This is a genomic window from Lysinibacillus sp. JNUCC 51, from assembly GCF_015999525.1.
GTDB lineage: Bacteria > Bacillota > Bacilli > Bacillales_A > Planococcaceae > Lysinibacillus > Lysinibacillus xylanilyticus.
Genome location: NZ_CP065545.1, coordinates 4,652,683 through 4,665,023, shown reverse-complemented (window position 1 = coordinate 4,665,023; position 12,341 = coordinate 4,652,683). Strand labels below are relative to the sequence as shown.

Below are 12,341 nucleotides of genomic sequence, written 5' to 3'. Positions count from 1 at the left end.
CTAAAAGAGGTGTAGAAAATGGAATTATTTCCAGTAATCCATACTAATTTTTGGGATGCTGTAATAGCCGTTCCAGCTGTATTAATTATTACACAGCTCATAAAGGTGGTTATGCATGCTCAGCCTAAATATGTTCCCGCGATCGCCCTTGCTATCGGCTTGATTATTTCTATTTTCATTAGCCATAGACATAATCTTATTGCAGGAATATTTATGGGCTTTTTTTATGGTTACGCAGCTATCGGCAACTATGCCGCATTAAAAACAACCATTAATAGCTTTAAAAGTAAGCAATTAAAGGAATAAACCTTTTGCTCATCTACAAAATAAATAAAGTGTAACAATAAACAAAGGGTGATTTTCACTCCGAGTTGGCGCTTTCCACTTTCAATCTCCTCGTCATTACGTTCCTGCGGGGCTTTTAGCGCAAGCTAATCCCGCAGGAGTCACCACTCTCCGTGAAAAAGAGATATGCTTGATTATTTTCATAAAAGCTTACCATAGAGAAAAAGGCTTTATGCATAAACATATGCCGTGTATATAAGTTGATTGGAGTGGAGACTGGGCGACTCCTTGGGGATCAGCGTCACAGATGAGACCCTGGAGCGAGCATCGCGAGTGAAGCGGCTCATCGGACGCCCCCAGGAAAGCGCCCAGTCGGAACGGAAATCACCCCCACGTTATGATTATTAAACTTTTTATTACGGATTAATAAATCCTTTTATTGTAAAAAAATGATTAGAATTTCATTTATCAGCACATCCTAATCTCAAATAAATGAACGAGAACATGAGTTAGGACGTGTAACTATGGAATTGGTAAATTTAAATCTAGCAACACTACGCTATAGGGAAATTTTTAAGTTATGGACACAGATCGGCGTTAATAACGGCTATATAGCTTCAAATCATGCATTTTTCAAGTACGCTGTTGATAAAAAATTGAAGGCTATTATCGTGGATTTTGTGCAATGTTTAAAAGAGGAAAATAAACAGCTAACAGTGTTATTAAAGGAAAATGGGCTACTTGCTCCTACTACATCAATCGACTACAGACAGTTGAAAATGGGTAATATCCGAGGAAAAAAAGCCATTAATGATACAGAAATTAGCGCCATTTTATCGATGAATATAGCTTCTTCACTTATTTCAGTTAGTCAAGCTTTAGAAATATCTGTTAAGCAGAAGCATACTGCAAAATATGGAGAACTTCATATGAGGTATGCCATACTTGGCGCAAAACTAGTACGGCTTAGTAATGACAAAGGTTGGCTACTAGCCCCTACAACAATGTAATGTTAAGAAGCTCTCGTTTTCAACAAAACGAGAGCTTCTATGTTTTTTCCTACTTATCGACTTCTTACAAACAACAGCTTGTACCACTGATTCACAATGAACGGTAGCACAGACAAGCTATAAATAAAACCTAATTGTGCGGTACTTAATGTGGCAACCTCAAACACACTTGTAAGTATTGGAATAAACAATACTGCGTGTAAGCTTAAAAAACCGATTAAGAATGCAAGCCAAGTATATTTATTTGAAAATACTCCAATGGCGAAGATAGATTCTTTAGCTCTAGAGTTGAAGCCATGTACTAATCGTGACAAACATAATGTTGTAAATGCCATAGTGCTCGCCGTTAAAGTATCTCCCGTTGACAATCCGATTTCAAAGGCAATAGTTGTAGAAATTGCAATTAGTAATCCTTCGAGTACCACTTGAGTAGTAAATGCTTTATTTAATAATGGCGTATGGATATTTCGGGGCTTGTCCTTCATTGTTTTTTTATTATTCGGCTCTAGTCCGATTGCAATCGCTGGTAAACTATCCGTTAATAAGTTAATAAATAATAGATGCACAGCCGCAAAAGGAACTGGTAAACCTAATATTGTTGCATATAAAACAACAAAAATGGCACCTGCATTCCCAGATAATAAGAACAAAATAGCGTTTTTAATATTCGTATAGATACTCCTACCGTTTGCAATAGCCTTTACAATCGTTGAAAAATTATCATCTGTTAGTATCATAGAGGAGGCATCCTTAGCGACCTCTGTGCCGGTAACGCCCATTGCCACACCAATGTCAGACTGTTTTAGGGCAGGGCCGTCATTAACACCATCTCCTGTCATAGCGACGACATGTCCTTTTTCCTGCCACGCTTTAACGATACGAATTTTTTGAGCTGGTGTTACTCGGGCATAAACAGAAAAATCATTAACCTTTTCTTGAAGCTCCTGATCTGTAAGGCCTTCTATTTCATGCCCTTCAATCGCTTCAGATGGATCATTTAAAATCCCGATTTGATTGGCAATAGCCGTTGCCGTAATTTTATGATCCCCTGTAATCATCACCGGTTTGATACCAGCTTTTATACATTTTTCAACCGCACCTTTAGATTCTCTTCTTGGCGGATCCATCATCGCGACTAAACCAACAAAGATTAAATCTTTTTCAGCTCTTGCATCAATTGCTTGATTTCCCTTTACTTCTTTGTAAGCAACTGCTAGAACCCTTAACCCATTCATAGAAAAATCACGATTTACCGCTTCGATTTTTTGGCGTTGTTGTTTTGTAATATTAACTATACCTTTTGAAGTTTCTATTTTTATAATTTTAGGAAGAAGGACATCTAGTGCTCCTTTTGTAATCAAAATAGATTGCTGATTGATATTATTTACAGTACTCATGAGCTTTCTATCTGAATCAAAAGGGATTTCGGCGACCCTTGGAAAATGATCTCTTACCAGTAATTCGTCAAAACCATATTGCTTCCCTAGTTTTACGAGTGCCATCTCAGTAGGATCACCGATTTCCTTGCCGTCCCTTTCCACAGCATCACTACATAATATTGCCTTTAACATAAAATCTTTCTCAAGTGCATTTCTAGTGTTTAACTGATCATGTGGAATAATTTTTTCATCCACATACACCTCTTGTACAACCATTTTATTTTCAGTTAATGTTCCTGTTTTATCTGAACAAATGACAGATACACTTCCAAGACTTTCAACAGCATAAAGCTTTCGAATAATGGCATTTTCCTTCGCCATTTTTTGTGTCCCAAAAGCTAGTACAATGGTAACAATCGAGCTTAATGCTTCTGGAATTGCTGCAACGGCAAGTGAAACCGCGAACATAAACGATTCTACTAGCGCACGTCCTCTAACAAGGTCAATTACGAAAATCGCTAAACAGATTAATGTAATCCCTAAAGCTAATTTTTCTCCGAAATGATCCAAACTTACTTGTAGAGGTGTTTTCTTCTCTTTCGCAGTATCTAGTAAATTTGCAATTTTGCCGATTTCAGTTTGCATTCCGATAGCTGTCACCATGACAATACCACGACCAGTTGTCACAAAGCTTCCAGAGTATACCATGTTCTTTTTATCAGCAACAGTTACATTGCCTTCCTTGATAGGGTCGATACTTTTCGCTACAGCAATTGATTCACCTGTCAGCGAGCTTTCATTAATATGCAAATTATGACTTTCTAATAATCTCCCATCTGCATTTATATAATCGCCAGCCTCCAAATAAAGAAGATCTCCAACGACTATATCTTCCGAAGAAATTTCAATTAGCTGATTATTTCGCATTACTTTGGCAATTGGAGAGGTTAAGGCTTTTAAATTATCCAAAGACTGTTCTGCCTTGACATGCTGTACAGTGCCTAGGATAGCGTTTAAAATAACAACAATCATAATCACAATCGTGCTCCCTACTTCTCCTAATAGAAATGAGACGAAAGCAGCGATGATTAAAATAATGACTAATAAATCTTTAAACTGTCCAAAGAAAACGGCGAATGCACTAGTTTTTTTTCCTTCCTCTAATACATTATAGCCGTATACTTCTTGCCTCTTTTGAACGTCATAATCACTCAATCCTTGATCTGTCACGTTCAAATTTTTCATAACTTCAGCTGATGATTGTTGATGATATTCTGACATTCGATTCCCCCTCCATTTGAAATTATTAGACAATTATACCTAGGTATAATTGCATCTGGAAATCCGATTCCGTGACATCCGCCGGAGGCTTTAGGCCAACAGATGTTTTTTGTGCGAAAGCGTAGTGCTAACGAAGCGGCAGCAACACGATGTTTTTTGTGCGAAAGCGTAGCGTCAGCGGCACGATGTTTTTTGCGCGAAAGCGAAGCGTCAGCGGCACGATGTTGGTCACTCAGTCGTGTGTTGTTGTTGTTGCTGTCGCTTCGCTTTCGCACAGAAAGAAAACCTGTTGCTGTCGCTTCGCTTTCGCACAGATAAATTGCCACAAGACGTGGCGTTATTAGACTGAGTTCCTCTATTTCAGAGGATGTTTGGACACCCGCTGAAAGAAGTTAAATAACTCACAGCAGCCACCCTATCCCGAATTTCTTCTCACTGACTGAATTCAGGAGAAAATGCTGTTATTAGTTTATAAGTTAGATTCCCAACAGTAGACCCCTTTGAATTAACTATCTTAGGCAGAGAGAAACTTATATATCCTAAAAATAGTATTGAATCATCAGACTCTCTATCTACTCGAGCCCCTAAAATACTTTAACTACAACAATCTATTCCTTGCCCTATTCCAGTATGATAATAATCGATATAGAAATTAAATATTTGTTTATAGGTGAAAATATAATATAAAGTGAAGCTTGAATCAGCGGGGTTTCTTTATCCCAACTGTAGAAAATCGTGATGACCATTAAACCAAATGTGCGCACAAAAAAGACATTTGGAATATGGCTACTCCAAATGCCCTTCGTCATATGCATAGACTCCCTACAGGCCAGTCTTGCAATTATTTTATTGTTTTATTCGCGACTAATAAATAATCAAGTGCACTCATTCTAGTAAGCTTATGAGTAAATTTTATAGCATCTGCCTGCGAGTCAAACATAAAGTTTTCGAGTTCGTCTGTTGGTATATATTGATCAGCGATTTTTCGTTTTAGTTTTCGTACAGATAATGTGTGTGAATCCTCTTCATATAAAATAATAGCACCCACATTTCGGTAAAGCGTCTGGTCAATCGTTGCGACAACTTTCACATTTTTAAATTCTGTTAAATCTATCTGCATGTATTTACCAACCTCCTCTAAACTTACATTCTATCTCTCTATATAATTGTCCTTCTTTTTCAGTAGCATTTTCTGGATATTCCATCCAAAAATCCACTCTGAAAGTTCAAGACAATAACATGTGGTTGATTTCCGTTCCGACTGGGCGCTTTGCCGCTGACGCGCAGAGCAGAGCTTCCAGGGGGCGTCCGATGAGCCACTCTAAACTATAAATTGTTGTGAGCCGATTTCAGCCCTAGCTCAGCCTCATGTGAAACTGGCGCTCTTTTTAAAGAGAAAATAGCACAGCCAAGAGCACATAAAACTAAAATGGCACCGAAGCTAGCTAAATGCGTAGCCGATCCTGTAAAAGCAAACATAGCTCCACCAACAGCTGACCCAATAGAGATACCGATTTGTAATGCAGCTGTATTTAAGCTTTGTTGAATATCAGAAGTTTTTGGATCCGCTTGTATTAAATAATTTTGTAATGGCGGTGTAAGTGCCCAGCTAAGTGCACCCCATAAAACTGTTACGACTAAAAAGAGTGGTAAAGCAATAATTGTGTAAGGAATACTAAATAATACAACGGCAAATGTAGAGACAACAATTAGAATGGCTTTACCAGTACCAATTTTGTCACTTAGCCAACCACCTAGAGCATTCCCACTAACAGACGCTATTCCGAATATTAGATAACAGATACTAATCCAAGAAGCACTCATATCAAATGCTTCTACTAAAAATGGTGTTAAATATGCGTAAAGCATATAATGACCAGCAAGCATAAATAGTGTTGTTAATTGTGCACTAAGGATTTTTAAATTGGCTAGTGATTTAATTTGAGCCTTTAATGGGACAACTTCCCCAACTGGCATTTTTTCAAGCAGTAACGCAATAAGAATCATAGATACAGTTGAAAGAAGCGCTATTCCTAAAAACACAGCTCGCCATCCAAATGCTTCTGACACAAATATTCCCATTGGCACACCGATAACAAGTGCAGAACTTACACCTATGAAAACAAGTCCTAAAGCTTTTGCACGATGCCTTGGTTCAACAATTTTTGTTGTAATTGTTAAAGATAAGACGATGACCAATGCTGTACTCATTGCTGTGAAAATTCTAGCAATCATGACAATCAAGAATGTTGTACTAAAAAACGTCATAACATTACCTAAAGTAAAAATAAATAAAGAAATAAGATAAAGGCGCTTCCTTTCCACTTTTGCAGTTAACGATAAAAGGACAGGCGCAGATATTGCATAGACTAGTGCAAATATTGTAATTAATTGTCCCGCTGTTGCTAAGGACACATTTAAATCCTCTGCAATTGTAGGTAATATACCACCTACAATTAATTCCACCAATCCTACGGCAAAGGTAGTAACGGCAAGAATATATACTCTCCAATTCATAGTAATCACCCTTCTGTTTACGCTTTCATTTTTGTAGGGAGATATAAAAAAAATCCTGACTACAAAAATGAAGCAAAATTTTTGTAGTCAGGATTTTATGGTTCCTGGTAGAGACCCTCAATCCATATCATTGAGGTTATACATATTCAAATATTCACGTTAGCTATATTAGCATATTGAATTTTGCATGACAACAATTTTTTATTATTCTCATCTCTCTCTTCCTTATCATCTATAAAATTGGTTCACTCTAGCACTTTCAATCATTGAATTGCAAACGTTTTCCTAATAAAAAAACATTTTAAAAGAGAGAAATTTTTAGATTTTACTTATATTTTTTTAAGTTTGACCATACATACTAATATAACAGAACATTGCGAGGTGATTGTTTGCGTATATTAGGTTTAGTATGCTATTTTTTATTGTTGTTTTATGGTGTAGAACCAGTAGTAGAAGAGCTCTCAATCGATAAACAAGCAATCATTACTCCTAGTCTCAGCAAACAGCAAATCCCCATAAAAGAAACAGTTGAAAATTCAACAGTTTGTGTCTATTACCCCACTTATAAAGTTTGTAAACCATTATAAGCCAACTAAAAAAGTGAAAAAAAGAGGCAACTCTTTTTTTCACTAACAGTCAATTTATTTTATTTTGGACCGATATGGAAACGATTAAACGGATATACTGTTAATTTAGCTTCACCATAGATGGCATCTTTAGAAATTAAGCCATAATGACGGCTATCAGAACTTCTTAAACGGTTGTCCCCCAGTACAAAATACTTACCCTCAGGAACCTTTTTTTCATTTAATAATTGCTCTAAATTGAAATTTTCTGTAATACGTAATTGATTCGGATCATCTGTTTGACGATTCACATAATCTTCTTTATAAGCTTTACCATTTACATACAAAACATCGTCTTTCATTTCAACTGTATCACCTGGTAGGCCAATCACGCGTTTAATATATAGTTCATCTTCTGTTGGTGATTGAAAAACAATTTGATCAAAGCGTTCAATTTTACTCATTTTACTTACAATAATAATATCTTTATCATGATAAGTTGGGTACATAGAAGCCCCTTGCACTTTAATCGGTGCAAATAAAAATTGCTTACAGCCTAAAACAACTATAGCTGTAATTACAATAATTTTAAGATAAGATAGTATTTCTTTTTTGAAACTTGTTTTCTCTTGTTGCATGCTCATTCCCCGATACTGTTTTTTTTATAGTATAACATTTTCTACAGTATATTGACGAATTAATCACATAAATTGTTCCAAATTCACAAAAATGACTCCTCACCATAACGTGAGGTTGATTCCGTTCCAACTAGAAGCTTGGATGATCAATTTCTCTTGAGCTCCAGGGTCTCATCTGTGACAGTTCAGCCCTAGATCTGCTCAGGTCCAAGCGAAATCTGATCGGGTTAGCCCTAGATCTGCTCAGACCCAAGCGAACTGATCGGGTCAACCAAAGATATGCTCAGGTCCAAAGGAAACTATTCGGGTCAATCCAAAATCCGTTCATACGTTTCAACAAATGACATCCCTAATTTTGGGTAATGGGCCACAAAAATAGACAAAGCCTTAGCTTTGCCTAGATGCATTTTATTCTTTTGTTTTTCGAGTATGAATGGTTACTTTGCGTAGTAGAGTGATGCTGCTATTAATTAAGTCGAGCGCTAAACCAATACCTGTACGTAATGCAACTACTAATAAAATTGTGCCTATAATCAACACAATCACTCCCTCGACCATTTCTAATAAAATTATACACTTGTATTCTGAAATTTCAAATATCTACAGAAATAAAAAAACCATTCAACTAGGCATGCACCCTACCTGAATGATTTTTTTAGTTTTTACATGAAAATTTTCAAACACAATAGTTGTAAATGTCGCATAGCTGAACTGACTCGACTTTGTTGAACCTTACGCTTAGGTACATAGCTTTGCATGCAATTGTTTACAGCTGTATACCTAAGCACCTGGGTCCTCCCATTCATTGATCTCCCTCCTTTCATTGTCAATAGATTTACAGCCATAATATTCAAGTTGTCACTCCTAAGCATTTATTGCAAATGGGCTTTTAAATCCGATTTGATTTTCTCTAGCTCTGTCTCTTCAGGGATAAAATACCATATATTATTAATCCTTTTGCCATCTCCCTCTTTAAACGACAACTGATCAATATTACCATCCATTTGTTTATAAATACTTTGCAGTTGGATTAAGTCCTTCATCGTAAAATTCATACGAACATTTTCTCCTACTACATCAAGCATATCTGTAGCCTTTAACAATATAGATGGCGTCGAGGCCTTTTTCAAAACCGCTTCAATAATTTGTCGTTGGCGAATTTGACGACCAAAATCACCGCGTGGATCCTCATAACGAATACGTGAAAAAATTAATGCATTATCACCGTCTAAAGTGATCTCACCCTTTGGATAATGGTATGTGTTATAGGTTAAATCCATGTCATTATCAATCGTTACCCCACCAATCGTGTCGATAATTTGCAGGAAGCCTTCCATATTAACAAACACATAATAATCAATTGGTATATCTAAAAAATGCTCTACCGTGTTGACCGCCATCGGGACGCCTCCATATGCATAAGCATGGTTGATTTTATCGACGGAATTATGGCCAATAATTTCTGTACGTGTATCTCGAGGTATACTGAGCATCTTCATCGTGTGTTTTTCAGGATTCACCGTAACGACAATCATCGTATCTGAACGCCCACTATCATTTTTACGTTCATCCACCCCAAGCATTAACACAGAAAATGGGTCTTTCTTTGTCACTATTTTTTGTACTTCATTTTCATCACCTGTCGCTTCAACTAATGGTGTATTTATTTTATTCATCGTTTTTTGGATTGTATAATAAGCAGTACCTATAAAAATTAAAAAAATTGTTAATAAACTACCTATTATCCATAGCCAAATTTTCTTCTTGCTCTTTTTTTCCTTAGAGCGTTTCGTATTTTTTTCCATACATAAGTCCTCTCTTGCAAAAAAATTTATCCCTCTTTTTGACGTTTTAAGTTGGAAAAAAGTTAATATAGTCTAATTATATGCATATTGGACGAAAAAAAGACGTAGACTAGTATTTACTAAATGCACGATATTCCATTCCTTTATTTGTAAATCCCTTCCTTTATTTAGTGTTAGCTAACTTTATGACAAAGAGCCTACTGTGATTCCTCTATACGAGGTGGGAAACTTTTGTAGCTGTGTTTAGCTTTCGCTACAAAGGCAAAAGGCTCAAGCTTTACAGTACCTTGAGCCTATTTTAATGATGATGCGCCATATTTTTTCTTCATAAAAAGTCGTTCTACTCTGTAATATTAAAGACAAGTAAATGTACATGATAGTTTATTACATCATAACTTGTTTAAAATGTTGTACTTATAAAAATGTACATTACTAAATGCAATTTTAGTGGTGTACGTTTTTTTATTTTACTTTCATTTCAACTGATTTAATAAATGGTTAAATAATTTACAATAAACTAGAAAAAGTTAAAATTGAAAGAATCGACGGAGGAGGAATCTGAGATGATTGATGTACGTGAGCCGATAATTGTAGAGTTTCCTTTGAAAGGAGAATGGTACTCTCCTAATACTCCAGGGACAAAAATTCCGAGTCACGGTACAAACCAATTAGGATCAAGATATGCTTATGACTTTATACAAGTGGATTGGGAAAGAAAGGGCTGGCCCGCCTATCGCATTAGTTTGGCACAATATCTACTTTTTGGGGTTCCCCTAGATGAATATTACTGTTGGGGGCAAGAAGTATATGCTCCTTGCGACGGGATCATTGTCCAAGCAGAGGATGGTTATAAGGAACGAACACGAACAAAATTGCTTTCAGATATGTCTAACGCTTATAAAAATGCTCATTATTTTGACCCGAAAAAAGACGACATATAATCAGTTGCTGGCAACTACATCATTATAGTATGTGGCGACAATGTATACGCTGGATTAGTCCATCTTCAAACAGGGTCAATTCAGGTTTCAGTTGGTCAGTGTGTAAAAAAAGGTGAAATTATTGGTAGAGTTGGTCATTCAGGTAACTCCTTTGCTCCGCATTTGCATTTTCAACTAATGGATAGTAGTGACATAGCTATTGCAAACGGATTGCCTCTTGCTTTTGAACAATACGAATTATTTAATAATGGCATATGGGAAAAAGTCAATAATGGGATTCCAACAAATAAGGAAAGAATAAGATTTCAGAAATCTAATGAATGGGGATAAAATAAAACTGCATAAAGTTTCCCCTTACGGCAAATCAACAATTTTTCTAGCCCATTATTGAGCTATCCTGCATCGTTCGTATTATAAGGTCAGCCAGATATTTCTGGTTGATCATTTTTTATTTGGTTTTATTATAGCAGTAGCCAGGGTAGAACGTAACTGCTCGTGGGGCTTGACCCCGTCAACTAAACCGTTCGCCCCCTACTTGCAGAAACATGATTGAGGCTGGTTGGGACTTAGATCTCGTATAACAAGCGAAGCTATGACACTGCATGGAGGATTAGGGGTAACTGGCAAACTATGATTCTAGGAGGAGATTAATAATGAATCCAGTCGTTGGTCTGGATATTTCAAAAGGAAAAAGCCAGGTTCAAGCATTCTTAGATAAAGGCAAACCATATCGTAAAAGTTTTAAGGTGACTCATACTTTAGAAGGTCTTAATGACCTTGTAATATTTTTAGAGGATGTAAAAAACGAGGCTGGTATGAAGCCTACAATCATTTTAGAAGCCACAGGACACTATGGTGCTCCTGTCATACATCATTTAGAAGAACGAGGATATTTATTGATTATTATTAATCCGTTAATTTCATATAAGGCAAGAGGATCGAGTTTGAGAAAAGTAAAAACGGATGCCATTGATGCCTATCTTCTTTGTGAATTGTTCTATAAAGAGGAATTAGAGCCATATAAAAAGCGTGGCGTTCAGTTATTAAATCTTCGTAACCTTACAAGACAACATGAAAATATAACTGGCGTAATGATTCAAACTAAGTTGCAATTTCAGGCAGTCCTTGAACAGGTATTTCCTGAATATAAAGGGGTTTTCGGAGATTTATATTCTAATGTTTCACTATTAACTCTTTCAGAGTTCCCTTCTTCAGAAGATATTTTGAAAGCAAGTGAAGAATCCATTACAGACAAAATATATGAATTATGTAAGAGTAGGTCCATTAGATGGGCAAATGAAAAAGCTTTACAACTTAAAGCAGCTGCAGCTCGTAATCCTTTTGAAAAAACAGTTTACCAGAGTCATATTTTAAGTCTTGATATGTATATAAAGATCCTTCTTCAATACAAAGAGCATCTATCAAAGTTAGAGTCAGAAATAGATGCCCTCGCTAAAGAAATTGAAGAATATAGTATTATCAAATCTATCCCAGGTATCGGTGAAAAGATCGCTGCAACGATTATTTCTGAGATTGGTGAAATAGATCGATTTAATAATCCTAAAAAGCTTGTGGCTTTCGCTGGAGTTGACCCAAGTGTTTTCGAATCAGGTAAATTTTCAGCGACCAAGAATCGAATTACAAAACGAGGTTCAAGTAGACTTCGTCATGCATTGTTTATGGCTGTTCGTTGTGCAATACGGGATTGCAGAAAAACTAAAACAGACGATACAATCATTCCTCGAAACAAGAAAATACGTGAATTTTATGATAAAAAACGTGAAGAAGGAAAACCTTTTAAAGTAGCGATAATAGCTTGTGTTAATAAACTCTTACATTGGATTTTTGCCTTATTAAAAAACAAAACTACGTACCAAGATTTAGCTTGATAAGTAGGTACAACTAAATCAAACAAAACC

At 36.2% G+C, this 12,341-nt stretch carries 13 protein-coding genes and 1 riboswitch; of the genes, 6 read left to right on the top strand and 7 right to left on the bottom strand.

Translation table 11 applies throughout. The features are described 5' to 3' along the window. Nucleotides 1-18: 18 nt before the first annotated feature. Nucleotides 19-306, top strand: a complete 288-nt coding sequence (locus JNUCC51_RS22500; protein ID WP_337989844.1) for a hypothetical protein — start codon at nt 19-21, stop codon at nt 304-306. Nucleotides 307-809: 503 nt separating this feature from the next. Further along, a complete protein-coding gene (locus JNUCC51_RS22495) occupies nt 810-1,295 on the top strand; it encodes a DUF3231 family protein (protein ID WP_337989843.1) in 486 nt (161 codons plus the stop codon). Nucleotides 1,296-1,348: 53 nt separating this feature from the next. On the opposite strand, the gene JNUCC51_RS22490 is transcribed toward JNUCC51_RS22495, so the two are convergent. The 4 genes from JNUCC51_RS22490 to JNUCC51_RS22475 all read right to left on the bottom strand — a co-directional run bounded on the left by JNUCC51_RS22490 (nt 1,349) and on the right by JNUCC51_RS22475 (nt 6,472). After that, complete coding sequence (locus tag JNUCC51_RS22490) at nt 1,349-3,955, bottom strand: cation-translocating P-type ATPase (RefSeq protein WP_337989842.1); 2,607 nt, start codon at nt 3,953-3,955, stop codon at nt 1,349-1,351. Between the two features lie 620 nt (nt 3,956-4,575). Further along, nucleotides 4,576-4,764 (bottom strand): hypothetical protein, encoded by a 189-nt coding sequence (locus JNUCC51_RS22485; RefSeq protein WP_337989841.1) that lies wholly within the window; start codon nt 4,762-4,764, stop codon nt 4,576-4,578. Nucleotides 4,765-4,796: 32 nt separating this feature from the next. Beyond that, a complete protein-coding gene (locus JNUCC51_RS22480) occupies nt 4,797-5,075 on the bottom strand; it encodes a hypothetical protein (protein WP_337989840.1) in 279 nt (92 codons plus the stop codon). Nucleotides 5,076-5,281: 206 nt separating this feature from the next. After that, nucleotides 5,282-6,472 (bottom strand): MFS transporter, encoded by a 1,191-nt coding sequence (locus tag JNUCC51_RS22475; RefSeq protein ID WP_337989839.1) that lies wholly within the window; start codon nt 6,470-6,472, stop codon nt 5,282-5,284. Nucleotides 6,473-6,536: 64 nt separating this feature from the next. Next, nucleotides 6,537-6,636: riboswitch (purine riboswitch) on the bottom strand. Between the two features lie 225 nt (nt 6,637-6,861). On the opposite strand from JNUCC51_RS22475, the gene JNUCC51_RS22470 reads away from it, so the two are divergent. Next, entirely contained in the window at nt 6,862-7,059 is a 198-nt protein-coding gene (locus tag JNUCC51_RS22470) for a hypothetical protein (protein ID WP_337989838.1), read from the top strand. A 59-nt stretch (nt 7,060-7,118) separates the two neighbouring features. On the opposite strand, the gene lepB is transcribed toward JNUCC51_RS22470, so the two are convergent. The 3 genes from lepB to JNUCC51_RS22455 form a co-directional block, all read right to left on the bottom strand. Continuing rightward, nucleotides 7,119-7,676: a signal peptidase I gene (gene lepB / locus JNUCC51_RS22465; protein ID WP_134024382.1), complete on the bottom strand. Its 558-nt coding sequence runs from the start codon at nt 7,674-7,676 to the stop codon at nt 7,119-7,121. 408 nt (nt 7,677-8,084) lie between these two features. Further along, complete coding sequence (locus JNUCC51_RS22460) at nt 8,085-8,213, bottom strand: hypothetical protein (protein ID WP_337989837.1); 129 nt, start codon at nt 8,211-8,213, stop codon at nt 8,085-8,087. Nucleotides 8,214-8,548: 335 nt separating this feature from the next. After that, nucleotides 8,549-9,481, bottom strand: a complete 933-nt coding sequence (locus tag JNUCC51_RS22455) for an LCP family glycopolymer transferase (RefSeq protein WP_337989836.1) — start codon at nt 9,479-9,481, stop codon at nt 8,549-8,551. A 563-nt stretch (nt 9,482-10,044) separates the two neighbouring features. Here JNUCC51_RS22455 and JNUCC51_RS22450 point away from each other — a divergent pair. From JNUCC51_RS22450 to JNUCC51_RS22440, 3 genes are all read left to right on the top strand, one after another. Further along, nucleotides 10,045-10,422: a hypothetical protein gene (locus JNUCC51_RS22450; RefSeq protein ID WP_337989835.1), complete on the top strand. Its 378-nt coding sequence runs from the start codon at nt 10,045-10,047 to the stop codon at nt 10,420-10,422. Nucleotides 10,423-10,440: 18 nt separating this feature from the next. After that, nucleotides 10,441-10,752, top strand: a complete 312-nt coding sequence (locus tag JNUCC51_RS22445; protein ID WP_337992280.1) for a M23 family metallopeptidase — start codon at nt 10,441-10,443, stop codon at nt 10,750-10,752. Nucleotides 10,753-11,075: 323 nt separating this feature from the next. Further along, nucleotides 11,076-12,311: an IS110 family RNA-guided transposase gene (locus JNUCC51_RS22440; RefSeq protein ID WP_337988372.1), complete on the top strand. Its 1,236-nt coding sequence runs from the start codon at nt 11,076-11,078 to the stop codon at nt 12,309-12,311. Nucleotides 12,312-12,341 lie beyond the last annotated feature (30 nt).